This window comes from Methylomonas sp. 2F7 (assembly GCF_057126975.1).
The window spans coordinates 3807104-3832879 of the sequence record NZ_CP195203.1 but is presented as its reverse complement, the minus strand read 5'-3'; the positions used below and the strand labels follow the sequence as shown (position 1 = coordinate 3832879).

The window sequence follows — 25776 nt, the reverse complement described above, 5'->3', positions numbered from 1 at the left end:
GACAGCTACTGGCCGAAGTCTGTCTTCCCTCGCCAGCCAACATCAAAAGGTTAAGGCCTATCTGTAATTCCAATAGGCTACACCCTATTGCGTCGCAGTTTGGCTTTACTGTTTGGGCACAACAGCCTGTCATTAGTCCTCGGGCTAAAGAATTTGCGTTAGCCAAAATCTATTGGCGGCGCCGGTCAAGCTAAAGCGGAATTTTTTGCCGAGCTGTTTTATTATGGTCACTACAAGGATGTGTTCGCTCCCGGGCTGGCTCGGGTGTTTTTGACCGACAAGGATTTGCGATGCCTCCCTGCGCTGTATTCATTCGGCTGTTTTCGGCCTCTACTCGTTTCACTTTTCCCTGCCTGCTGATGATCGCTAACGCTACTGTGTGTCAGGCCGGTCTGAATGAAGCAATCAATCTACCCATCAACCCCACACCGCAGCAACCGGCCTTATTGCTCGAACTGGGCAGTGGGTCTCCAGCACAATCTGATCCCTTACCCGGTGTCCAGGTCTTGCAAGGTCAGATGCTGCAAGACCGTCAATCCGGCGTCAGCTGGCAAGTCGAGCCTGACGCCGTTAACGCGCTGCATTCAGGCTTTGGCCAATGGTCAGCGGCATTTCGTTTTAACTTAACCAAGCCTGTTGCGGGTGATTTTAAATTTTGGGCGCGCTGGCGGCAGGGCGGCGATCCGAATGTTTGCATACAGACTTTTGACATCTGGGCGGGACCGGATGCCGGCCGGTTGGCGCTGCGCGGTAGTTTGTCGCTAAAACCTAAGGGCTGGGAATATGCCTGGATGACCGGCGATAAGTCGGTGCCTCTCCAAGCCGGCGATAGGGTGATCGAGATTCGTAATAGCGGCAACGGTCACGATGCTAAAGTGTTCGACGCGTTTTTATTGGCGTCGCCGTGGGCGGTATTGCCGTTTGCGGGTAGTGTTGATCAACCGGCGGTGCTATTGGAATTGGGCAAAGCGCCGGCTTTGGGAGCGTTGCCCAAGCCGCGCTATCTTGACGTTGTTACAGGCAGTGCCACGGCGGGCCGCAATACCGGCGCACTGGCCACCGAGCAGGATGAAGCATTATTGTTTCATCAGGGCTTTGGTGAGTGGGGTGGACGTTTTCGCTTTGAATTACCGACAGCGCTTAAGCCTGGACAATACCAGCTATTGGCCCGCTATAAAAGCGGCGGCGAGGTGTCGCAGGTCAAACAAAGCTTCATCGTCAAGGCCGGAGCCAACCCTGAGGAGTTGGCGACTCGCGCCGAGTTTGCGCTGACCAATACCACGCCGTGGGAATACCAATGGTTGCCGGCTTCCACCAGCGTCACATTGTTGCCGGGCGACCGGTGGTTGGAAATCGAAAATAGCGGCAAGGCAGATGGTGCCAAAGTCTTCGATGCGTTTTTATTAAAACTGGATAAACCGCTGGGCGATTGGATGTCCGTCGAGCAGGCTCAAGCCAGAAATCGTTTCTTGGCGTTGACCAAGCCTGCCGCCGCAGGCCCGCGACGCCTTTATCTGCTGGATGGCAAGGGTGAAAACGCCGATGTAATGTTTCGTGGCTTGGCTGCAGATGTGGCGCGGCCTGTCTATGACAATTTGCCGGTGACTTATCTGATTGGCCCGGAAGCCGAAGCTATGGCTGGGCAATTGAATCTCGAGACTCTGCCTGCTGCGGTAGTCACCGACGATCATTTCACCGTGCTCGGGGTATTCACGCAGCCTAGGAACGAAACGGAGGTGGTCAAGTTTCTGGCCGAACCTGGCAAATTCGGCACGATGCCGAAACCAGCTCCAGTTGCTCCCTCGCAGCCAACTTCGCTGAACAATGGCGTGCCATCAGCGTGGCTGGTCGGCGGCTTGCAGGATGGGCAGGCCGGCCTGTCGGTGTTTGGCTTGGACACTGAAACTGTCTCAAGGCCCAATCCAGAACAACCGTATCTGAGTCTGGAAATGATGGGCGGCAAAATGCGCGATTGGCGCATCGCACCAACTCAGGCCAACGGTGAGACCGATATTGAAGCCAGCACCCAGCACGCCTATGGCTGGTCGCGCGGCACTGGGTATGCCCAGCTTTACGTTTACGCCGAACGGGCAACGCAAACGCATCTGCATTTGCGACATTCCGGTATCAAATCCGTCGGCTGGCTGGATGGCCAGCCTGTTACGTTTAGCGATGATCCAACCCCGCCGGCTGGGTTTGCCAACTCCATCGGCACCCGAGCCAATGCTCTATTGCACGGTTTGACCACCGAAGGCTTGCCGGCAACTGCATCAGCGGAGCGCACGCAGTTCCCGCAATTGGCGATGTTAAACCTGACGCCCGGCTGGCACAGCTTGTTGCTGAAACTGGTGATGCAACATGAGCAAGGGCAGCGCTTTTATTTTTCCGGTCTGTTTACCGATCCCGCCGGGCGGCCGCTGTCGGGCTTGCAAACTCAAATCGCCGATCCCGATGCCGATTTGGCTTTGCAACGTATCGCCGCCAAATTGCGGCCAATAATGTTCGTCGATGCCCCGGCCAACCTGCTGCATCCAGGGGATGCGGCGAAGTTAAAAGTGGATTTACGCTGGCAGCCGATTTTGGAAGAAACAACTTTACCGGTGCCGCTACTGCGCTTTCCGGCAAAGTTACGCCTGCGCCTGGTTGATTACAGCGGTAAACAAATCGCCGAACGGGAAGTCACTGATACCTTTCCCGGTCAGGTCGAAGCCGATTTTGGCAAGCTTCATGAGGCGGGTTATTACGCGGTTTATCCGTCCTTGTATACGAACGACGGCCGCTTGATCATGCATTATCCGGCCGACGGTTTTAGTGTGGTTGGAGGCAGTGCAGCCCAAAAACAAAGATTGGCGCAAAAGAAACTCTGGAACAACGATTACTACGCGCTGGCCGACGGCGATAAAAGTTTCAGGCAGCCCGGCGGCTATTTTGCCTGGTTGGAGCGCATGGGGATTTTTCGAAGCATCGGCAGCTATCCGGGCTTCGACGCGCAGTATCGACCATTATGGGAGCAAGCCAAGCAGCGCGGCTTGCAGCTATTCGCCGATTCCTCCGGTGATAGCAACTGGCTGAACGACAAGCCGGGCGATGGCCAAAACTTTGTCAATGCCGCCGCAGCGTACACGCGCTATTTCAAGTCCACGAACGAAATAGACATTCGCCATGAAGCCGATTGGCAAAAGCTGCGCGAGCCGGCGCATTGGGTCGAGCGGGCGAAATGGGAGTACCAACAAGCCCATCAAGCGCGCAGCGATGCGCATGTTGTCGGCGGTAGCCTGGTCAGGCCGGGCGAGGGCGATTGGTTTAAACAGGTGTTGCAGCTAGGTTTGGATAATTATCAGGATGCTTGGGACGTGCACGCCTATCCGCAACAGCCGCCGCGTTTCGGCGGACCCATTGGTAATGGTTCAAACGAAGATGAGCGCGGCGTGCTGGCAACCTATGCCAGCCTGGGCCGCAGCAACAAATTGCCGTTCTGGCTCGGCGAAGCCGGTGCCAAGGCCATGCATGGCTTCAGCGGCCGGCGCTGGCAGGCCGAGCAGGTGGCGAAAATCATCGCCTGGGTCAACAGCCGTCAGGATTATCTGGGCGTAGCGTTTTGCATCGCTCATGAATATGACTTGGCTTATGGTCGCATCTGGGATTATTCCTTGGGCCATAAGCCGGGCGAGGCGGCCATGTATACCGCTGGCGCCCTGATCGACGGGCTACCTTACCGTGCTGTCGATACCCAGGACGGCAATATTCAGGCCGCCTATTTTGGCGATACCTTCATGATCTGGCGCACAGACGAAACCAGCAGGGTCTGGACCATGCAGCTAGAGCCGAAGAAAGCCTGGGTGGCGGTGGATGTAGTCGGACATGTTCGAGACTTGGCCGTAGATGTCACGGGTAAGGCCAGTGTTTCCATTTCATCCAGCCCTGTCTATTTATTACCGCGCGCTGACTATCTAAATTTGCTTCGCGATTAATAGCTGGGCTATTTGTGTCGTCTTTGCAAGGAAAATGGTTTTTCTATCCAGCAAAATAATGCGGCCGAGGGTAATAAGGTAACCAGGAAAATCGGTGCTAAACCAATCCAGAATAGTAGTTCGCTATTGTGATGAGGGGGAAGTAATTTGGCAAATACCATGAAAATGGCTTTTAATGACAGGCCATGAATTAAATAATAAGAGTAACTCATGTTGCCCAGCCATCTAAGGTAGGGTAGGGTAAATAAATAGTTGGTAAATCCTGAAGTACAAAAACATTCCAGACAGAAAATAAAAAACAGCGTGAAAAGCAATAAATACTTTAATGAAATGTTGATGGGGTAATAGCTGGTTATTGCAAATGATGTAATAGCCAATATTAAAGCAAATAAGCCTATAGGCGGAAAGTGTTTTAAATAGCCGCTTTCAACAGTTTCGTATAAAATTATTCCGGCAACAAACATTAATAAGCGAATCGGGCCGCTATGATTGTAAAAATAGCCGAATAGTATTAGCGATGCTGATGAAAACAATAATATTCTATACTTTCTCGGCCAGGCCCGCAGCTTGAGCGTTATTATTAGCAGCGGAATCAACAGGTAGTAAAAAAATTCATAGCTCAATGACCAGGCCACGGTGATGATGGGAGTAATATCGAACAGACCGGGCATCAGCAAATAATTTTGTGTTACGAAAATAAATCCGCTTTTCCAGCCGGCAGGAATTTTAGATTCGGACGGAAAAGCAAACGAAAGTGCCAGGTAAATAATAAATACCACGGTAAAGGTGGGATAAATTCTCTGTATTCTGCGGTATAAATATTTTTTGAATTCGGTAGGCTTTTTTATCAGCATGCCGTAAATTAAATAGCCGCTTAATACAAAAAACAAATCAACGCCGGTATTGCCGATGGTATGGATATTTTTCGCAATTGCGTGAGTAATCGAATTTGTCAGCAACCACGGTTCTATTAATGTCACATAGTGAACCAGAAAAACCAGCGACACCGCAAAACCGCGTATACCTTCCATCGAGCGAATAGCGTTATGGCCGACGTGGGATATTTCGAAAGTATTACGGATCCAACTTGCGATAGTTATCATAGTGTTTGCTTAGCTCATTAAAGCAGGGTAGAGGGTAAAGGCGATTAAACTACACGCCAAGAAACGCAGCTGATTTACAAGTTGCCAAGGCCCGTTCGATACATTAACCGCACTTGGCTGAAATTTGAACGGGCAAATCAGCCGTTTGTAAATTTACTTGGTTGGAGATCCGGCCCGGCGCTAGACTAATGAAATCCCTAAACAGTATAGGATGGTCATGGTGACTAGTTCAAAGCAAACGCCCTTGTACGATTTACATCGGCAATTGGGTGCCAAGATGACCACGTTTGCCGGCTACCAAATGCCGGTGCAGTACAAAGGCGGCATCATTCACGAGCATTTGCACTGCCGCAGTCAGGCCGGTTTCTTCGATATTTCGCACATGGGCCAGTGCCGGATTGTGGGCGAAGGCGCGGCAGAAGCCTTGGAAAGGCTCACGCCCGGCGGTATTGTCGATTTGAAGCCGGGTGCGCAGAAATACACGGTATTGACCAATGCCGAGGGCGGTGTAGTCGACGACATTATAGTTACCCGCATTGAAGCGGGCTTATCCCTCATCGTCAATGCCGGCTGCAAGGACAAAGATTTTGCTTATCTACGCAGCCAGTTACCGGTCAATTGCTTGTTCGAACCATCAAACGATTTAGCTTTATTTGCCATACAAGGACCGGGCGCAGCGGCGGTAATGGCTAAGTTTTCGACCGAGGCTGGCGGACTAAAATTTATGCAGGCTTGTGCCACCGACATTGCCGGGAGCGCATGCCATATTAGCCGTAGCGGGTACACCGGTGAAGATGGCTTCGAGATTTCTTTGCCGCAAGCCGACGCGGAACGAATCGCACGTTTGTTTTTGGCGGACGAGGCTGTCGAACCGATAGGTTTGGGCGCTCGCGATACTTTGCGGCTGGAAGCCGGGCTTTGTTTGTATGGCCATGAACTGAACGAAACGATCACGCCGATAGAGGCGGGCTTGCAATGGATATTCAAAAAAGGCCACAGCGATTTTCCCGGCGCTGAGAAAATTCTGGCGCAACGGCAAAACGGCGCAGAGCGAGTGCGCGTCGGCTTGTTGGTGGATGGCCGAATTCCGGTACGGGAAGGCTGTGAGATCGTTCATCAAGACCAGCAAATCGGCTATGCGAGTAGCGGCAGTTTCTCGCCCAGTCTGAACCGGCCGGTGGCGATGGCGCTGCTTGATCGCCAATTTGCCGAACCGGGTACCGAATTAACCGCGCTGGTGCGGAACTCGGCTATTTCAGTGACGGTCACTTCGCTACCGTTTGTTCCGCATCGCTACTTGAGAAGATAAGCCCATGTCTGCAAAAAGCCCCCGTCTCGACCAACTGGAAATGCGCGGAAATTTTATTCAGCGCCATATCGGTCCCAATCCGCAGCAGACTCAGGAGATGCTGGCCGAGTTGGGTTTGCAGGATTTGGAAGATATTGTCGGTCAAGTCATTCCCGACAATATTCTCAACCGCGAACCCTTAAAACTCACCGGCACCATCAGCGAACGCGCTGTGATCAAATACCTGCGCAAGATGCGCGAGCGTAACAAGGTGCTGGTGTCGATGATAGGCATGGGTTACTACGACACCATCATGCCGGCGGTGATCAAGCGTAACGTGCTGGAAAACCCCGGCTGGTACACCGCCTACACGCCGTATCAAGCCGAAGTGGGGCAGGGCCGGCTAGAGGCGTTGTTAAATTTTCAGCAAATGATCATCGATTTGACCGGCATGGAGATCGCCAACGCCTCGCTGTTGGACGAAGCGACAGCGGCTGCGGAAGCCATGACCATGTCGCGGCGCTTAGCCAAAAGCCTGTCCAACAGGGTGTTGATCGATAAAGACTGCCATCCGCAAACCATCGCGGTGGTGCAGACCCGAGCCGGCTCCCTTGGCTATGAAGTAGTCGTCGCCGATCCGTTCGACAATCTGGCGCAACACGATTTCTTTGCCTTGATTCTGCAATACCCCGGCTCCAGCGGCGAAATTCGCGATCTTAGCGAGGCGACCGCGATTGCTCACAGCAAACAAGCGCTGGTGACGGTGGCCGCCGATTTGCTGAGTTTGGTGTTACTAAAACCGCCAGCTGCTTTCGATGCCGACATCGCCGTGGGCAGCGCCCAGCGTTTTGGTGTGCCTATGGGTTACGGCGGGCCGCATGCGGCTTTTTTTGCCACCCGCGACGACTTCAAACGTTCGATGCCGGGCCGTTTGATCGGTGTGTCCAAGGATAGTCACGGCCAGATCGCCTTGCGGATGGCTTTGCAGACCCGCGAACAACATATCCGCCGCGACAAAGCTACCAGCAATATCTGTACTTCGCAGGTTCTGCTGGCGGTGATTGCCGGTTTTTATGCGGTCTATCACGGCGCGGACGGGCTGCGTCTAATCGCCAGCCGGGTGCATCGTTACGCACAGATTTTGGCTGCGGGTTTGACGCAAAGCGGCCAGCATGTGCTCAGCCAATGTTATTTCGATACCGTGGTGGTCAGCGTGCCGAATCGCGCGCGCCGCATCGCCGCGCAGGCGGCTGACTTGAATATCAATCTGCGGATTATCGACGCCGATACGCTGGGAATTTCCCTGGACGAAACCACAAACCGTGAGCATTTGCGCACCTTGTGGCAAGTGTTTGCCTCGCCCATTGCCGAATTGCCGGATATTGGCGCGCTGGATGCAACACTGAACGAATGCATTCCTGATGCGTTATTGCGTGACGATGCGATTCTGCAAAATCCGGTGTTCAGTTTGTATCATTCGGAAACCGAGATGATGCGTTATATGCGGCGATTGGCGCGGCGCGATATTGCCTTGGACAGGGCGATGATCCCGCTAGGTTCGTGTACCATGAAACTGAACGCCGCCACCGAGATGCAGGCCATTTCGTTCCATGAGTTCAACGCCATGCATCCCTTCGTGCCGCTGTATCAGGCTCAGGGCTATCAGCAATTGTTCGCGGAGCTGGAAGACATGCTCTGCGACCTAACCGGCTTCGATGCGTTTTCTTTGCAGCCCAATGCCGGCTCCCAAGGCGAGTACACCGGTTTGCTGGTGATTCGCAAATACCATCAAGTCAACGGTCAGGGGCAACGCACCATTTGTCTGATTCCGGCGTCCGCGCACGGCACCAATCCGGCCAGCGCCAGTTTGGCCGGCTTGACCGTGGTGGTTGTGGCTTGCGACGAGCAAGGCAATGTCAGCGTCGATGACCTGCGCGCCAAGGCCCTGCAATATCAGGACACGCTGGCGGCACTGATGATTACTTATCCTTCTACACACGGCGTTTACGAACAAGCCTTCCGCGAGATCTGCGACATCGTCCACCAACACGGCGGTCAGGTCTATATGGATGGTGCTAATTTCAATGCCTTGGTCGGCATCAGCCGGCCGGGGAAAATCGGTGCGGACGTCGCGCATCTGAATTTGCACAAAACTTTTTGTATCCCGCATGGCGGTGGTGGTCCTGGCGTCGGGCCGATAGGTGTCGGTGCACATCTGGCGCCGTACTTGCCTGATCATCCGCTCGTCGAAGGCGTGAATCCGGCCAAAGGCGAGCACGGCACGGTCGGCACTGTATCCGCCGCACCCTGGGGCTCGGCCAGCATTTTGACCATTTCCTGGGCATATATCGCCATGATGGGCGCCACCGGCTTACGCCGGGCTACCTTGGCGGCCATCATGAATGCCAATTACATCGCCCGCCGCCTGGCGCCGCATTATCCGATTTTGTACACCGATGCCAACGGCTGGGTGGCGCACGAATGTATTATCGATTGCCATCAATTCCGCAAAACCGCCAATGTTACCGTCGAGGACATTGCCAAACGCCTGATCGATTACGGTTTCCACGCGCCGACTGTGTCGTTCCCTGTCGCGGATACCTTGATGATAGAACCGACTGAAAGCGAGAATAAAACCGAGATCGACCGCTTCTGCGCGGCTTTGATAGCGATTCGAGATGAGATTAGAGAAATCGAAGACGGCTTGGCCGACAGCCATAATAATGTGCTGCACAATGCGCCGCATACCCATCGTTTGCTGTTGGAAGAATGGACGCTACCGTATTCCCGGCAAAAGGCCTTCTTTCCAGATAGTCATCAGCACGACGACAAATACTGGCCGCCGGTCGGTCGCATCGATAATGTCTACGGCGACCGTAATGTGCTGTGCAGTTGCCCGACCGATTGGGCCGAGCCGATGGAGCCCACATCCTGAACTCAAATATGCAAGCCTTGGCTTTTGTTGACCTGGAAACCACCGGCGCCTCAGCTACTAAAGACCGCATCACCGAAATCGGTATCGTTTTGGTTGACGAGGATGGTGTGCGCGTGTGGAACCAATTAGTAAATCCGCAAACCCGGATTCCGCTGTTTATCGAGCAATTGACCGGCATCAGCAACGAAATGGTCGCCGAGGCCCCCAGCTTTGCGCAAGTGGCCGGTGAAGTGGCGGAATTGCTGGAAGGGCGCTTATTCATCGCCCACAACGCCCGTTTCGATTACGGCTTTTTGAAGAACGAGTTCAGCCGGGTGGGCATGACGTTTCGGCCGCAAGTGCTTTGCACTGTCAAACTGTCGCGGGCTTTGTATCCGCATTTTCATCGGCATAACCTGGACAGCCTGATCGAACGCCACGGTTTGCAGGCCAAAGACCGGCACCGGGCCTTGGCCGATGCGCAATTGATTCATCAATTTTGGACCCAAGCCTACGAGCAATTTTCCGACGAAACCGTCGATGCTGCCGTGCAGCGCTTGGTAGGGCGCTCCAGCTTGCCGTCCAACATCGATCCCTTACTGATTCACGATTTACCGGAAGCGCCAGGCGTTTACCTGTTTTACGGTGAAAACGACTTACCGTTGTACATTGGCAAAAGCGTGAATATTCGTAACCGGGTGTTAGCGCATTTCGGCGCCGATCATAAAAACAACAAGGAAATGAGCTTGGCCCAGCAACTGCGGCGCATCGACTGGATCGAAACCGCCGGCGAGTTGGGTGCGCTGTTGCTGGAAGCGCGCTTGATCAAGGAAAAAAGCCCGGTTCACAATCAGCGCTTGCGCCGTAAAAACGCTTTGTGTGCTTGGCAATTGCAACAACAGGGCGAACAGCTTAAGCCGGTATTGAGCTGGGCTGGCGAACTGGATTTTGGTTCGCAGGATAATTTATACGGCCTGTACCACAGCCTGCGCGACGCCCAAAAAGCCTTGCGCGGCGTCGCCGAACAGCACGGCCTGTGTTTGAGCGTATTGGGCTTGGAGAAAACCACCGTCGGTCGGCCGTGTTTCGGTTACCAAATCAAAAAATGCCGTGGCGCTTGCGTCGGCGCCGAAGCGCCATTGGCCCACGCCGCACGGGTGTTGATCGCCATGCAAAAACTCAAGCTCGCCGTCTGGCCTTATCCGGGTGCGATCGGCGTTTGTGAAGGCGAGGAACTGCATGTGATCGATCGCTGGTGTTATTTGGGCACGGCCAAAAACGAGGCGGAAATCGCGGAGTTATTGCAGGCCGGCGCTCCGGCGTTTGATCGGGACACTTACATGCTGCTGAGTAAGTCGTTGAGGAAGGCGGAGGTCGTCGCGTTGCCGCGAACATTGGAAATGGCTGGTTAATGACTATATTCCTCCGTTAACACTTTCCTAATTGAAAGGCAGATAAAAATAGGATTCTGTCCCTCGTTATCACGCTCCGGCGTGGAAATGCATATTGGTTTTGAAGACTGTATGGATTCCGACGAAGGACACTCGGAACCAAAAAAACCAGCAAAGATAGGCCAAAGTCGAGGAATTTTACCATGACCCATTTTTATCGCTTTCGCCAAGTATTCGATGTTATCTCATCAGGCGATTTTTGTTTGAAGAAGGCTTATCGCCCGTCGGGCAAGGAGGGCATGCTACCCATCGAGTGGACCAAGGCCATGGAAGAAATCCCTCAGAACCCACCCTGGCCGCACTGTAAGGTGTTACGTGCACCGCTGTTTCCGGCAGGTTTCGAGCAGAGATATTACATGTTCAAGCTGAAGCCCGGTACGGCCATACCGGACTTTTACGGTCCCGGCGAGCGTCTACTGGTGTCCGAAAGGGCGCGGGCGGTGCTGGAGACCTGCGACGATTTCGAGCACGAATACGTCGAAACGGAAATTCAGGACGAAAATCGGCAGCGGATCAATGAACAACCCTATTACTTGTTGAGTGTCAGGCGTTATTTAAGAATCGACGAACTGGGTGAAAAACTCAATAAGAGCCTTATACCGTTTTCCGCAGATGCATATGAAGAGGATTACTTGCCCGTCCTACAGAACCACCCCGAGCTGATGGAAAAAGTGGCGCAATTGCCGTTGTGGCGGCATCGCTTGAATGAGTCTGTGGTTTATATGAGCGAGCGAGTGCTTACCACTTTGCGGGATGCCGGCCTAACCGGCCTTAACGAATACAGTGACCCAATAGGCGAACCCGGCGAAACCATTAGCCGCTTCGAAGTCCGATAACCGAATACCGATACTGTTATAAAGCGCCATCCGCCAAATTGGCTAATCTTCAACAATATCAAACTATCGACCTAACCACGTCCCAGGCGGAACTTATTTCTTCACGGTGAATTTACTCGAGCGCAAATCTGACCTGTTATTTGAACATATCGACAAACTCAGGCACGCGGTCTGTATCGTTCGGGGAAAATAACCTTTCATATCGACGCCTGAGCGGGCATCCAGTGCCATGAATGACAAGCGTTAATCTATCGTGGAGTCTGGATTTCGGCAATCCCTGCCGAAACGACGAGCTCGTTTGTGAATCTGACAAAGTAGAAGTGAGGCTCTAAAAAAACCGAGATCGCATCCTTGTCCTCAGACCTAGGTCGCGGGCTGCAACCAGATAAAAATCCAAGCGTTTAACTCTAGTTAAGTACAGCACCATAGAAAGTTTGTTAATCCTTTCTGCGTATTAAGGCCACACCAATAGAGCTTGGCGGGCATTAGTTGCTAGCCAAAATCCAGTGTTTTTCAGTTCCGCTTCATCGGAATGCTGCTATTATCAATCTCACACGACAGACTGTTAACTTCACTGCTCGATTCCACACCAGCCGATGTCTGAAAACACCATCAAATACGCCCAACTTGTCGATCTTGCCAGTCTGCAAACGCTGATGGACGATTTGTACCGGGTGGTCGGCATACCAAACGCGATTATCGATACCGACGGCATCGTTATCACCAACGCCGGATGGCAAGATGCCTGCGTAAAATTTCATCGGGTCAACCACAACACATGCAGTAACTGCATAGAAAGCGATACGGCATTGGTTGAAAGCATGCTGAAGGGTGAGCGGTTTGCAATCTACAAATGTCTGAACGGGTTGGTGGATTCGGCCATGCCGATTATCGTCGAGGGCCAACACGTCGCCAATATTTTTACCGGTCAATGTTTTATTGAGCCTCCCGATCTGGAGTTCTTCCGCCGCCAGGCCCGGCTCTATGGGTTCGAAGAAAATAGTTATCTGCAAAGCATCAGCAAGGTACCGGTCATTGCGAAGCAGCGGCTGGAAACCATCACCGAAATGTACGCGCAACTCGCGCAAGCTTTTGCCAAACACGGCGCGGATCGGTTGCAGCAAAAGCAGGCGGCTGCGGAATTGGCGGAGCTGAATAACGAATTGAATCGGCGCGTCGAGGAAAGAACCGAGCAACTGATTCAAAACAATCAGCAACTGCTGTTGGAAAAGCGGGCCTTGGCCGCCAGCGAAGCACGCTTATCGGCACTATTCAAACACATGAGTAGCGGCGTGGCGGTATACCGAGCCAGCGAGGACGGCCGTGATTTCATTATCATCGGTTTCAACAAAGCCGCCGAGCAAATCGAAAAAATCACCCGTAAAGAATTGATCGGTAAAAAACTTACCGAAATGTTTCCGGGGGTATTCGAATTCGGCTTATTCGAAGTCTTGCATCGAGTGGCCAAAACCGGAACGCCGGAGGCTTTTCCGCCGTCGTATTACCATGACGAGCGGATTCAGGGTTGGCGGGAAAATTATGTGTATAAATTGCCCGGTGGCGAAATCGTCTCGATTTACAACGATGTCACGGAGCGCAAGCTGGCGGAAAAGGCCTTGCATCTGACGCAGTTTTCGGTGGATAGAGCCACTGAATGTTTGTACTGGATAACCGCCGACGCTAGATTCCAATTTGTAAACAACACCGCCTGCCAAGTATTGGGTTATAGCCGGGAGGAGTTGTTGACATTTTCGGTAATGGATATCGACAAGGAGCTAACAGCAGAAAATTGGCCCGCGCATTGGCAGGAAGTCAAACAAAAAGGCGCGTTAAAAATGGAAGCCATTCATCGCTGTAAAGACGGCCGGGAAATTCCGGTGGAAGTGGCCGCGAATTATCTGGTCTTCGAAGGCCTGGAGTATAACTGCGCGTTCGTGCGCGACATCAGCGAGCGCAAAGCCCTGCAAGCGGAGTTGGAGCGCCAGGCGCGCATCGATTATCTGACCGGGATTGCCAATCGCCGTTATTTCATGGAGCAGGGCGAAGCGGAGTTGGCGCGCAGTGATCGTTACGGCAACCCGTTGTCGGTATTGATGCTGGACATCGACTATTTTAAAGCCGTCAACGACAACTACGGCCATGCGGCCGGCGATCAGGCCTTGCAAAAACTGGGCTGCATTTTGGTGGAAGTTTTGCGGGAAATCGACATTCCCGGCCGCATGGGCGGCGAAGAATTTGCGATCTTATTACCGGAAACCGGCTTGCTTAAAGCCCTTGAGGTGGCGGAGCGACTCCGAAGCGTGGTGGCCGGCAGCGTGATTCCGGTTGAATCGGGGTTTGAATTGCAATTTACCGTATCGATTGGCGTGGCTACCCTGACGGATAAAAACAGCAGTATCGGCGATTTACTGAATTTGGCTGATAAGGGTTTGTATCAAGCTAAACACAGCGGCCGGAATAAGGTCTGTAGTTTTTCGCTGCAACATTAGAATTGCATCGACTCGTCAAAACCTTCTCAACTCCGCGCCGCCTCGATAAATTGCGCCAAGGCCGCCACGGAACCGAAGATTTTCACCACATCGTCGCGTTCGGCATCGATTTTTACCTGATAAGTTTTGCGAATCGCCAAGCCCAGTTCCAGCGCGTCTATGGAATCCAGGCCCAAGCCATCATTGAACAACGCGGCGTGGCTGTCGATATCTGCCACATCAACATCTTCCAGCGCCAGTGTGTCGATAATCAGGTGTTTTATTTCAGTTTCCATCTCGCTCATGGCGTTCTCGTTGTTGAGTAAAATAATCCTGTAAATACTGCGTTAAGCGCCGCACCGCTATCGAGCGCGGTTGCAGTTCCCGGAAAGGCTGTAATTCGACATCCTCGCCTACAATCATTTGCAAATGAAAACGCCGTTGCGGGATTTGGTACCAAGCTTGGGTTTTAGTGAGGGTGCTAGGTTTGCAGGTCAGCGTTACCGGCGTGATTATACTATCGGCTTGTAAGGCAATGGCTGCCGCGCCGCGTTGAAATCGATAGGCCTGGCCGGGCACTGAGCGGGTGCCTTCCGGGAAAATGATCATGGTGCCGCCGTTTTGCAGCCAAGTGGCGCAATCATTGACCATCGTTTCAGAATCGGCGTTGCTGATATAGCCGGCATTCAAGATTGGGCCGCGCATCGCCGGGTTGTGCCACAGGCTGGCCTTGACAATGCAGTTGGCTTGTTTGATTCGGCTGATCAGAAATACCACATCCACCAAGGTTGGGTGGTTGGCGACAATCAGCTGGCGGGGACGGTTGAGTTTTTCCAGGCCGATCACTTCATAGCTCATGACGCCCAGTCGGTGCATCAAGCCTATAAACCCATAAAAACTCAGATGTACCGTGTATTGCGCGCGGCAGTTTTTTTCAGCGCGGCTGCCCGGCCATATGGCCAAGAGCGGAAAAACGAGCAGCCACAGCATCACGCCGCCGATCCCGAAGCTGGTAAAGCTGATGGCTGTTGCCAGCAGACGCCAGCCGAAGTCGATTTTTTTTAGTAGTGTTTTTACCATTGCCAGCCGCAGACCTGCTCGCCAAACACACCACATTGCAATGGAACGAGTAGGAAATTGATAAAGGCCGGCAATTGTAGCTGTTGCTCGCCGTGCTGACGAGTCGTTGACGATAAATCTAACCGCACGGCTAACCCTGTTCCGTGCGTCGCGAGCAGCTAGAAATAAGGTAAAGCAGTGTGTTTATATGCAGCCCGGTAGCGGACGGGAATCCTCTTTACTGAATTGCGGCAAGGTGGCGAAGGCTTCTTTCAGCTTTTCGTGCCACATCTTGCGGATTTTGCTCAGATACTCGTTGTCCTCCTGGAAACAATAGTATTCGTCCAGTATCAGTGTATCCCGATGATAGATCAACAGTTCCACCGGAGCGCCGACGCTGGCGTTGCTGCGCATCGTCGAATCCATCGAAATCAAACAGCAGCGGCCGGCTTCGTGCAGTGAGGTATCGATTTTTAAAAATCGGTCCAGCACCGGTTTGCCGTATTTGTTTTCGCCAATTTGCAGATAAGGGGTCTGCCGGGATGTAGTGATGCAATTGCCTTCCGGGTAAATCAAATAAGCGCCGTGCGGCTCTTGGCCGATTTGCCCCGCCAAAATAAAAGTGGCGGACGGATTGAAGCTGCTTTGGCCGGCATCCACATGACGGCGCTGTTTTTCGACGCTGATCCGTCCCAGATAGGCGGCCGCTTCCGACAGATAGTTGACCGTGTCCAGATTAACTTCGGTCTCTTCCTTCATATCGCGCTTCAACTGGTCGATCACGGCCTGCGTGGTGGCCAGATTGCCGGCGCTGAGCAGCACGATTTTCCGGTCAGATGCCGTACAAAATGGGTGCATTTTGCCGTAAATACTGACGTTGTCGATGCCGGCATTGGTTCTGGAATCCGAAGTTAAGACCAATCCGTCCTTTAGGGATACAGCAATACAGTAAGTCATGTGCTCTGTGCCTGAATATAGGGATAGCCGAAGTGTACTAAAGATACAACGCAAAGGCCAAGGCAAGTCTTGCATTAACTCGTAGTTGATTATGTTCGCCGTTAGTGGTCGGGTATTTGCACCACAACGATGCGACGCGGCCGGCTTTTGGGATCAGTTAGGTGCAAAATGAGTTGGTTTAACAGCTAGTCGAAATTCCGTGTTTGTCGCGCTAGGTGGGCTGTTTTCCGCCGATAAACTTGAATGGATTCACAAAAATTTGCCAATTTGTTGCTCAATTAAGGTCTGAATAAACGCTTTTCAAGCGCCGGTTAAGACAAACTTCGTCGCTGTTTTTTTCTGGAATAATCTATGCTTGTTTACCGCAATTGTCGAAATAAGATCATTAAAACAGTGGCTTAGTGGGGTTTTTGAGCTTGTCGACAAGCGTTGGGTGCGCGCTGTCTTGTAAAAAGCGTTTTTTAATTTGAGTGAATGAGCTAGGTGCTGAGGTGTCTAGTCAGTATGAGGTTTGACAAGTTTTTAAAGGGAGGAGGATGAATGCCATTTTGTGGATTTCGTCGGGGATTGTCGGTAGGTGAAGGTGAGCCGCAGATTAGCCTGACAGAATGGCTAATCCCCGATTTTCAATTGCTAGCAAGAGGAGTTTTATGAATGATTTTTTGCAGTCCCACTCGACAAAATTATTGGGATCAATGCCGGTGGTTAAAAGTTTTGAGGGGCGGTTAGCGTCTTTAAACGATTGGTGGGGCAAAATCACGCTGATAGGGAAAATAAATAGCCACAACGTGGCGACGACTATTTTGGACGATATGAGTCGTACCCAGCTTAAATTCGGCGAACTACAGAAACAATTGACCCATAATTTACTGGTCGAAAATGTGCAAAAACTGGTGCTGGATAACTCGTCGAAAGCGCAAGTGGCTATCGATTTGTTGATTCGTAACCTATTCGAGCGCACTGCAGATGTGGGTTTTCTGGCAACCGACGACGATATCAGAGTGTTTCTTGGTTCCGCGAATGTCAGCACCGAGCAAACGCAGTTCATCGAAAACAGGCTCCGTGAATATGTCAAAAAATACAGTGTTTACGACGAGATTATCGTCTTTGATACCCAAGGGAACGTAAAGGCCCATTTAGACAAAGCCAATTCCATATCCTATTCCAATGATCCCTTGTTGGCGGCAACGCTGAAGTCAGATCAGGATTATGTCGAAACCTTTCGCTATTCCGATTTACAAAGTGAGCGGCGCCACTCTTTAATCTATTCCTGCAAAATTACCCAAACCGATGACAAGAGTTCGCCGGTGTTGGGTGTTTTATGCCTGTGCTTTCGCTTTGATGACGAAATGCATAGCATTTTCGATGGACTCTTGATGTCGGGTGATATTGGGGTTTTAGCGATTATTGATCGGGATGGACAGGTGATTGCCAGCAGCAACGAACACTTGCTGCCGCTCAATACCGGATTTAAAGGTGATGCGGGCTTGAGAATGCTGAATTATCGGCGTCAAGACTATATCGTGAATATGCGCAGCACCAACGGTTATCAGGGCTTTTATGGTCTGGGTTGGCGCGGCCAAATGATGACCGGATTGGGTATGGCGTTCGGTCGCGAAGAAAGGCAGCTGTCCCGTAACAGCTATACCGAGATCATGCATCAGGCAAGTTCTTTTCCGCAGGAATTACGGGAAATCCATCAGGCTTCTTCGGATATCAATACCGACCTTGGCTTGCTGGTGTTAAACGGACAGATTGCATCGGCCCGTAAAAATGCCACCGAATTCATGCCGGTGCTGGAGGCCATCAGACAAATTGGCTCTGATATTACCGCCATATTTAACGCGTCGGTTAAGAGCCTGCAGGAAGTGACGGTGATGTCCTCGCATCTAAATAATGCTGGATTTTTGGCGTCCTTGGCGGTCGATATCATGGATCGAAATTTATACGAGCGGGCTAACGATTGTCGCTGGTGGGCGCTCACCTCAGCCTTTAGGCGGGGCTTGACGAACGCTGAGCTTAGTTTCACCGAAGCCCGCCAAATCAGCGAAATCCTGCAATATATCAACGCACTTTATACGGTGTACACCAATCTTTATCTGTATGACAGCCACGGTCGAATTCTGGCAGTCTCCTCGCCCCAGTATCAGATGTTAGTCGGCGTCAAGTTAGACGAGTCAACCGGTGCGACCGAGACTTTAAAGCACAGCGATTCCCAACATTACACGGTATCGGCGTTTGATAAAACGCATCTCTACGGCAATCGGCATACTTACATCTATAACGCCGCAATTACCGATTTGGAGGACCCGCGTAAAGTGTTGGGTGGCATAGGCATTGTGTTCGATAGCGAACCGCAGTTTGAATCGATGCTGAACGATGTTTTGCCTCGCGATAAACAAGGTAAGGTATTGGCTGGCTGTTTTGGCGTGTTTGCGCAGAGAAACAAAACGATTATTGCCGTCGCCAATAATCCCGCGCTCAAAGTTGGAGACACCTTAGAAGTTGATGCGGCATTTTTCGGGTTGAAAACCGGTCATCGTAGTTCGGAAGTGATACAGCTAAATGGTACGAGTTACATCTTTGGTGTCGCTGTCTCAAAGGGGTACCGCGAGTACAAAGTGCAGGATGGTTATCGTAACGATGTGATTGCCATGGTGTTTATCCCTTTTTGATGGCAGCGGCATCTCCCAACCCACCGGCTGACGCCGGTGTCGCTCGATGGACTAAATAACTTGTTCGGGTTAAATCCGCAAATAGGCGGCGTGGTCAGTATTCAGGTTGGAACAGCCCGGTTAAGCGCGGTCGCTTTGTGCAACTCCTTACAATCGTTCGGCTGAGAATGTGTCTTTACAAACATTAGGCAGCCTTTTTTGCGGCTGCCTAGATGTTATCCTTAATAATTTTCATATTAATCAATAGCTTAAAATGATTTCATAACTGGCATGGCCTGTGCTTTCTCACTGCATAACCAATCAAGTGAGGTGAAGAATATGGAACTGCCAGTAATAAACGAAACTCCAGCAGCAAGCGCAGGCGGCTGCTCCTCCCATTCTTGCGGTACAAGTGATGATCAACTCGGCCATTTGTCCGACGAGATTCGCTCCAAAGTAGAAAACCATCCTTGTTACTCGGAAGACGCCCACCACTATTTCGCCCGTATGCATGTGGCGGTAGCGCCGGCTTGTAACATTCAATGCCACTATTGCAATCGCAAATACGATTGTTCCAACGAGTCACGTCCCGGTGTGGTTTCGGAATTGTTGACGCCCGATCAAGCCGTGAAAAAAACCATGGCGGTGGCTGCCAATATTCCGCAAATGACGGTACTGGGTATCGCCGGCCCCGGTGACCCATTGGCTAACCCAGAAAGAACTTTCGAAACCTTCCGCCGTTTGAGTGCCGAAGCGCCGGACATCAAACTCTGCGTATCCACCAACGGTCTGGCCTTGCCCGAATCGGTCGAAGAACTGGCCAAGCACAACATCGATCACGTCACGATCACGATCAACTGTGTCGATCCGGAAATCGGTGCGCAAATTTATCCTTGGATTTTCTGGGAAAACAAGCGGATCAAAGGCGTGAAAGGCGCGAAGATTTTGATCGAGCAGCAGCAAAAAGGCCTGGAAATGCTGACTGCCAGAGGTATTTTGGTCAAAGTCAACTCGGTGATGATTCCCGGTGTCAACGATAAGCATTTGGCGGAAGTCAGCAAAATCGTCAAAGCCAAAGGCGCTTTCCTGCACAACGTGATGCCGCTGATTGCCGAAGCCGAACACGGCACCTTCTATGGTGTGATGGGCCAACGCGGCCCGACTCAGGACGAGTTGATGGATCTGCAAGACTCTTGCTCCGGCGACATGAACATGATGCGTCACTGCCGGCAATGTCGGGCCGACGCGGTCGGTCTGCTGGGCGAAGATCGCGGCGACGAGTTCACGATGGACAAAATCGAGGCGATGGAAATCGATTACCAATCGGCGATGGAAAAACGCAAGGTCATTCACGAAGCGATTGCCGAGGAAATGCATAGCAAGCGCGCCGCCAAGGTCGAAAAAGCCGCCAGCCATGCCGACGAGCCCAAGCTGAATACCCGTCCGGTGTTGATGGCTATCGCGACCAGCGGTCAAGGCGTGATCAATATGCACTTCGGACATGCCAAGGAATTCCTGATCTACGAAGCTTCTCCGAACGGCGTGCGCTTTATGAGTCACCGCAAGACAGACTTGTATTGCGGCGGCGACGATACCTGCGGCGACGGCGAGAGCGTATTGCAACAAACCATTCGTTCTCTGGCCGGCTGTGAAGCGGTGTTGTGCTCGAAAATCGGTTACGAGCCCTGGGACTTATTGGAAAAAGCCGGCATCGTGCCAAACGGCGAACACGCGATGGAACCTATCGAAGAAGCCGTGATGGCGGTTTACAAGGAAATGGCTGCCGCCGGCAAGTTGGATGAGGCTGCGCCGCAAGAAGAGCGGGCGACGGCATAGCCCAATATTTCCTCTCCGGCCGGAGAGGGTGGGGCGAGGTGAATCAAAAAAGCTTTTGCTTATTCAATTCTCCTCTCCCCAGCCCTCTCCATCAGGAGAGGGAGATTGTTAGAAATGATTAACCATCGAATACAAAGGTAACGTCATGGCCTTACAAATTATCGAATCCTGCGTCAACTGTTATGCCTGCGAGCCGTTGTGCCCCAGCAAGGCGATCTACATGTCGGAAAAAGCCGGACATTTCCGGATTAACCCGAAAAAATGTACCGAGTGCGAAGGCGATTATAAAGATACGCAATGCGCCAGCATCTGCCCGATTGAAGGTGCCATTCTCGATGCCTTAGGCGTTCCGATTAATCCGCCAGGTTCGTTGACCGGTATTCCGCCGGAAAAAATGGCAGAGGCGATGGCGGAACTACAAGCACATTGACGGCCATGGCCACCGTGCATTTCTATGAAAAGCCGGGCTGCTTGAACAATACCCGGCAAAAGCAGTTGTTGAGTGCTGCCGGCCATTTGCTGGTGGTTTACGATCTGCTGCAACAGCCGTGGGGCAGGGAACCGGGCAAGTTGCGCTCGTTTTTCGGCGACATGCCGGTCGCGGATTGGTTTAACCGCAGCGCGCCGGCTGTCAAACAAGGGTTGGTCGATCCAAACACTGTCAGCGAAGACGAAGCTATAGCGCTGATGGTGGCGCAGCCGTTGTTGATTCGGCGGCCTTTGATGGAGGTCAACGAACAACGCGTCTGCGGTTTCGACCAACAACAGGTCGATGCCTGGTTGGGCTTGGCGACAGCCGTATCGCACAAAAATTTGGAAACCTGTCCCAAGCAGTCGCACGCCGAGGCTTGCAAGCCATGAACAGCGTCCAATTGGAGAGCGAAGACGGTGTACCGCTTGCGGTAGCCCTGTCGGAACGCGTGCATTGGGTCGGCGCGCTGGATCCGAACCTGCGTACTTTCGACATTATCCTGAAGACCGCCAACGGCACCAGTTACAACGCTTATGTGATTCGCGGCAGCGAAGGCGTAGCGGTGATCGACACCGTGAAGGAAGGCTTTGCCAACGACTTTTTCGCCCGCCTGGAAAGCGTTGCCGATTATGCGGAAATCAAAGTTATCGTCCTCAATCACTTGGAACCCGATCATACCGGCGCCTTGCCGGAGTTGATGAAACGGGCCCCGCAAGCGCAATTGTTCATTTCCCAAAAAGCCCAGTCGATGCTGAAAGGCCTGCTGAAACAGGACGAGCTGAGCTATACCCCGGTGGTGACCGGCGACAAGGTCTCTTTGGGTGACCGCAGCCTGGAATTTTTGCACACCCCTTACTTGCATTGGCCCGACACGCAATGCACCTATGCCCCGGAAGAAGCGATGCTGTTTTCCGGCGACGTGTTTGGCTGCCATTTTTGCGACAACCGCTTGTACAACGACAAAGTCGGCGATTTCCGCTTTTCCTTTGAATACTACTACGCCCACATCATGCGGCCGTTCAAGGAATATGTGGTCAGAGCTTTGGAACTGATAGAGCCTTTGCCACTGAAATTGATTGCGCCCACCCACGGCCCGATCTTGCGCGACCGCCCGCAGCATTACATCCAGCGCTACCGGCAGCTATCCAGCCCGGCGCTGCATAACGAACTGCGGCCCAACCAGAAAACCCTGCTGATTTTTTACATCAGCTCCTACGGCAATACCCGACGGATGGCGGAAGCGATTTATCAAGGCGCGATGCAAATAGAGGACGTGCGGGTATCGCTTTACGATTTGGAGGGTGGGGAAGTCTCTCCCTTTGTGGATTTGATCGAAGAAGCAGACGGTTTGGTGCTAGGCACGCCGACCATCAACGGTGATGCGGTCAAGCCGATTTGGGATCTGCTGTCTTCGCTGGCCGTGGTCAATCTAAAAAACAAACTCGGCGGTGTCTTTGGCTCTTACGGCTGGACTGGCGAGGGTGTGCGCTTGGTGGAAGATCGTTTGCGCGGCTTGAAACTGCGGGTGCCGATTCAGGGCCTGCGCGTCAAGTTGATCCCGACCGACGACGAGATCCACGAGTGCAAAGCCTTTGGCTTGGAACTGGCTCAGGAGTTAACTGGGGCCAGAGAGTCGAGAGTGATTAATTTTGCGGACCTGTAAACCGGATAAAACAGACGCCTGCTATTGAGCCTACAGCGTTATTCGTGGGCTAAACCGATCCAAGGACGCATCGGTGACCTCACCGGCCGCAAGGCCGGTGAAAATCAGGAATCGTTTCGGTTCCAAACCGGGAGTCCTCAGATTAGAGGCTGCCGAGATTACTTTTAAACCTTATGGAGTTTTTACAATGGCCAAATCGACCATTACATTTGAAGATATAAACGTGACTGTTACCGTCCCCGCCGGCACCCGGGTTATTGAGGTGTCCGAGAAAGTAGGTTCCGGTATTACTTACGGTTGCCGGGAAGGCGATTGCGGAACCTGCATCATGAAAGTGACTGCTGGTTGGAATAACTTGACCGAGCCGTCAGTACTGGAAGACAAAATTTTGCGGGAAAACATGGCTGGCAAACACAACCGTCTAGCTTGCCAAGCGCAAGTCTTGGGCGGCGAAATTTCCCTTAAACCAGTTTAAAAACGCAAAAGGAGTAACACATGGCATTAGTAACATTCACAAGTCCCGAATACCGGGATAAAACCGTCTACGCCGTTGCCGGCAGTCACACCCAGACTATTTTGAAGCTGGCTCTGGAAAACAAAATCCCCATCAATTTCGAATGCGAAGATGGCGAATGCGGCACTTGCGTGGTCCGCGTCACCAGCATCGATAAAAAAATGGAACGCATGGGTGGCACGATGACCGAGAAGGAAAAATCCCTGCTGAAACAAATCGGTAAAGTCACTACCGAACAGTTGGAGCAAATGATCGTTGACGACCTGCCGCCGGAATGGCGTCTGGCTTGTCAGATGATCGTTAGGGATGAAGATATTCGCGTCGAATATTAATTCTGCGTCATCGTTAAAAAGGCCGGAGAATCGAGTATGAGTTGCACACTTAGCATGGCACCGAACGATAGGGTAGAGCCCTCGGTTATGAAGTCGCGGCAACACATTTATCAAGATCTGATGGCCTGTGCCGACCAGTCGCCCAACAGCGTCTGGTTGGCGCAAATCATCGCCAGCTGGAGCGTCGGCGATGGAGTACTTCCCGACAGCCTGGGTTTGAACCCGGCACAATTTCAACAACTGCTCGACCGTTACTTTCCCGGCTACCCGTTAGCGCCACAAGCGTTTTCCGGAAGCAGTTTGGATTACAGTCGCATGTTGGAAAAACAGGATTTGGAAGTCCTGCTTGCGCAATTTGCCGCCAATCCCGGCGCGGAAACCGAATGGCTAATCGCATTGATTGTGGCGGCCTGTTTGGGCAGCGATCATCTCTGGCAAGACTTGGGTTTATGGTCGCGCACCGATTTGTCGGCCATGCTGGGTTACAACTTTCCGGAATTGCTGGTTCGCAACAGCAAAGATATGAAATGGAAAAAGTTTTTGTACAAACAACTGTGCGAAGCGGAAGGTTTGTACGTCTGCCGGGCGCCGTCCTGTGAGGTTTGTAAAGACTATCCGCAGTGCTTCGGGCCGGAGGATTGAACCAGTTTTGCGGTTCTGAATTATCTAAATTGCGCCCGTGCGTTGAATCTGTATTTTTCGTTCAGTACATGTTTATTTGGTCAGCGACGCGTCTGATCACATCAAGCCCAAAATCCGATAAGCCCCTTTCGTGTTTAAAACCACAGTAACCGGCGCACTGGATTTATTTTCCCAATACCAGCCGTGCGAGCCTTCGAAGGGCGCGCTTAACGAGCCACTGGATTGGCTGTCGGTCGTTTCCTTGTAGCTTTTGAAATAGCCGGTTTTGTCGCCTTGCGGCTCGCCGTGAAAATCAAAATACAGCGCCGTGCCATTGGTGGACCACGAATATTCCAGGGCCGCGCCTTTGGCTAAATGAAATTTGTATTCCAGGCCTTCGCCTGCCGGCACCACGATTTTTACCGTATCTTGCCACTGCGCGGCCGCAGCCGGTTGCGCGGCGCTTACCGCCGCCGGCTCCGCGCAAGCACTGGCTGTTCCTGGGCTGCCGGTTTTGTTTGGCGACGCTAAACTGGTTAAACCGGTCATTTCGCCAAACCCGGTCGGATCTATGCCATATTCGGCGGGCAATACGGCGGTGACCAGAACCGTGCCAGCCAAAAACGTCGCCGACAGGCTGGCGATAGTGAGAGATTTAACTGATTGCACCGGCGGGTTGCTGTCTTGCATCGAGTTATCCATGGATGATGTACCCCGTGATTTGGTAGCCGAATAGAATCAAGCCGCCGGACATTAATAGGGTGTTGCTGGCTGCGGAAAAGGCGTAATAACTGCGGTGGCGCCGCCAAAAGTCCAGCGCGATCAAGATAAATAGCAGGGCCAGAAACTGGCCGATTTCCACGCCCACATTAAAAGCCAACAAGTTTTTCCAGAGCCCGGCTGCGGGCAGCGAAAAATCCTGTAATTTGGTCGCCAAGCCAAAGCCGTGAAACAAGCCAAAAATCATCACGGCCCATTTCGTGTTGGGTTGAAACCCCAATAGACGCTGAAAACCGCCCAGGTTGTCGAAGCCTTTATACACAATGGACAGGCCGATGATGGCGTCGATCAGAAATGGATTGACCGAAATGTGGCCCAGCACACCGGCCAGCAGGGTCAAACTATGGCCCAGGGTGAACAGGCTGACATACACCAACACGTCGCGGGTGTGGAATAAGAAGAAAATCACCCCCACCAAAAACAACAAATGATCGTAGCCGGTGACCATGTGCTTGGCGCCAATGTACAAAAACGGGCCAATGGCGACGCCTTGGTTGCCCAGCAAAAACCGTTCGGTATTGGCATCGACGCCGTGGGCGAAGGCGGTAGTGCTGAGCAGGACTAGACAAAGCGGTAAGCCGATCAGTCTGATATTTCGCTGGATTGCGGGTCTCATGTTTAAAAATCCAATGGCAATGGGGGCGGAGTATATCCGACTCAGATACTTCGGTTAAATAGCCAGTCTGTTGCCGGCCGAACAAATCACAGCTTACCGTGCTTAAATTTTTATCCGCTTTGAACCTTTGCTAATTTCCGCTGATTTACAAGGTAATTGCCCTGCACGAAACCGCTAGTGTTAATCTGCTCCAGCGTATCTAGCCAAATCAGGCAAAGGCTGAGATTTTTTAAAATAAATG

The 25776-nt window shown here is 52.2% G+C and carries 20 protein-coding genes; 14 read left to right on the top strand and 6 right to left on the bottom strand.

Features of this window, described 5'->3' with window-relative positions; genetic code table 11:
• Nucleotides 1-290 precede the first annotated feature (290 nt).
• Nucleotides 291-3971 carry a hypothetical protein gene (locus tag ACR64Q_RS17265; protein ID WP_483823350.1) on the top strand — a complete coding sequence of 1227 codons (3681 nt, stop codon included), beginning with the start codon at nt 291-293 and terminating at the stop codon, nt 3969-3971.
• An 8-nt stretch (nt 3972-3979) separates the two neighbouring features.
• Here ACR64Q_RS17265 and ACR64Q_RS17260 read toward each other — a convergent pair whose 3' ends face one another.
• On the bottom strand, nt 3980-5074 hold the full coding sequence (locus ACR64Q_RS17260) for an acyltransferase family protein (protein ID WP_313732533.1): 1095 nt from the start codon (nt 5072-5074) through the stop codon (nt 3980-3982).
• A gap of 217 nt (nt 5075-5291) precedes the next feature.
• Between ACR64Q_RS17260 and gcvT the strand changes: the two genes are divergently transcribed.
• The 5 genes from gcvT (at nt 5292) to ACR64Q_RS17235 (ending at nt 14052) form a co-directional block, all read left to right on the top strand.
• Complete coding sequence (gcvT, locus tag ACR64Q_RS17255) at nt 5292-6383, top strand: glycine cleavage system aminomethyltransferase GcvT (RefSeq protein WP_313732532.1); 1092 nt, start codon at nt 5292-5294, stop codon at nt 6381-6383.
• Nucleotides 6384-6387: 4 nt separating this feature from the next.
• Nucleotides 6388-9297 carry an aminomethyl-transferring glycine dehydrogenase gene (gcvP, locus tag ACR64Q_RS17250; protein ID WP_313732531.1) on the top strand — a complete coding sequence of 970 codons (2910 nt, stop codon included), beginning with the start codon at nt 6388-6390 and terminating at the stop codon, nt 9295-9297.
• A gap of 8 nt (nt 9298-9305) precedes the next feature.
• Nucleotides 9306-10688, top strand: a complete 1383-nt coding sequence (locus ACR64Q_RS17245; protein ID WP_313732530.1) for a 3'-5' exonuclease family protein — start codon at nt 9306-9308, stop codon at nt 10686-10688.
• Nucleotides 10689-10870: 182 nt separating this feature from the next.
• Nucleotides 10871-11563 (top strand): imm11 family protein, encoded by a 693-nt coding sequence (locus ACR64Q_RS17240; RefSeq protein WP_313732529.1) that lies wholly within the window; start codon nt 10871-10873, stop codon nt 11561-11563.
• 596 nt (nt 11564-12159) lie between these two features.
• Nucleotides 12160-14052 carry a diguanylate cyclase gene (locus tag ACR64Q_RS17235; RefSeq protein WP_020484736.1) on the top strand — a complete coding sequence of 631 codons (1893 nt, stop codon included), beginning with the start codon at nt 12160-12162 and terminating at the stop codon, nt 14050-14052.
• A 26-nt stretch (nt 14053-14078) separates the two neighbouring features.
• On the opposite strand, the gene ACR64Q_RS17230 is transcribed toward ACR64Q_RS17235, so the two are convergent.
• From ACR64Q_RS17230 to ACR64Q_RS17220, 3 genes are all read right to left on the bottom strand, one after another.
• Entirely contained in the window at nt 14079-14327 is a 249-nt protein-coding gene (locus ACR64Q_RS17230; protein WP_483823432.1) for a phosphopantetheine-binding protein, read from the bottom strand.
• Nucleotides 14317-15111, bottom strand: coding sequence for a lysophospholipid acyltransferase family protein (locus ACR64Q_RS17225; RefSeq protein WP_313732527.1), 795 nt, complete (start codon nt 15109-15111; stop codon nt 14317-14319). Before ACR64Q_RS17225 ends, ACR64Q_RS17230 begins: the two co-directional genes overlap by 11 nt.
• Nucleotides 15112-15294: 183 nt before the next feature.
• Entirely contained in the window at nt 15295-16047 is a 753-nt protein-coding gene (locus tag ACR64Q_RS17220) for a proteasome-type protease (RefSeq protein ID WP_020484739.1), read from the bottom strand.
• A 650-nt stretch (nt 16048-16697) separates the two neighbouring features.
• Here ACR64Q_RS17220 and ACR64Q_RS17215 point away from each other — a divergent pair.
• The 8 genes from ACR64Q_RS17215 to ACR64Q_RS17180 all read left to right on the top strand — a co-directional run bounded on the left by ACR64Q_RS17215 (nt 16698) and on the right by ACR64Q_RS17180 (nt 24160).
• Complete coding sequence (locus ACR64Q_RS17215) at nt 16698-18722, top strand: cache domain-containing protein (protein WP_313732525.1); 2025 nt, start codon at nt 16698-16700, stop codon at nt 18720-18722.
• A gap of 318 nt (nt 18723-19040) precedes the next feature.
• A complete protein-coding gene (gene nifB / locus ACR64Q_RS17210) occupies nt 19041-20537 on the top strand; it encodes a nitrogenase cofactor biosynthesis protein NifB (RefSeq protein WP_020484741.1) in 1497 nt (498 codons plus the stop codon).
• Between the two features lie 145 nt (nt 20538-20682).
• A complete protein-coding gene (locus ACR64Q_RS17205) occupies nt 20683-20967 on the top strand; it encodes a 4Fe-4S dicluster domain-containing protein (RefSeq protein ID WP_020484742.1) in 285 nt (94 codons plus the stop codon).
• Nucleotides 20968-20972: 5 nt separating this feature from the next.
• Complete coding sequence (locus ACR64Q_RS17200; RefSeq protein ID WP_020484743.1) at nt 20973-21398, top strand: ArsC/Spx/MgsR family protein; 426 nt, start codon at nt 20973-20975, stop codon at nt 21396-21398.
• Nucleotides 21395-22672, top strand: coding sequence for an FprA family A-type flavoprotein (locus tag ACR64Q_RS17195; protein WP_313732524.1), 1278 nt, complete (start codon nt 21395-21397; stop codon nt 22670-22672). The genes ACR64Q_RS17200 and ACR64Q_RS17195 overlap by 4 nt, the downstream gene beginning before the upstream one ends.
• Before the next feature lie 187 nt (nt 22673-22859).
• The gene (locus ACR64Q_RS17190) at nt 22860-23147 is read left to right on the top strand and encodes a 2Fe-2S iron-sulfur cluster-binding protein (RefSeq protein ID WP_313732523.1); all 288 of its coding nucleotides are present in this window, start codon (nt 22860-22862) and stop codon (nt 23145-23147) included.
• A 20-nt stretch (nt 23148-23167) separates the two neighbouring features.
• Nucleotides 23168-23518 (top strand): 2Fe-2S iron-sulfur cluster-binding protein, encoded by a 351-nt coding sequence (locus ACR64Q_RS17185; protein WP_026602163.1) that lies wholly within the window; start codon nt 23168-23170, stop codon nt 23516-23518.
• 36 nt (nt 23519-23554) lie between these two features.
• Nucleotides 23555-24160 carry a nitrogen fixation protein NifQ gene (locus ACR64Q_RS17180; protein WP_313732522.1) on the top strand — a complete coding sequence of 202 codons (606 nt, stop codon included), beginning with the start codon at nt 23555-23557 and terminating at the stop codon, nt 24158-24160.
• A 96-nt stretch (nt 24161-24256) separates the two neighbouring features.
• Here ACR64Q_RS17180 and ACR64Q_RS17175 read toward each other — a convergent pair whose 3' ends face one another.
• A complete protein-coding gene (locus tag ACR64Q_RS17175) occupies nt 24257-24829 on the bottom strand; it encodes a hypothetical protein (RefSeq protein WP_313732521.1) in 573 nt (190 codons plus the stop codon).
• A gap of 4 nt (nt 24830-24833) precedes the next feature.
• A complete protein-coding gene (locus tag ACR64Q_RS17170; RefSeq protein WP_313732520.1) occupies nt 24834-25535 on the bottom strand; it encodes a HupE/UreJ family protein in 702 nt (233 codons plus the stop codon).
• Nucleotides 25536-25776 lie beyond the last annotated feature (241 nt).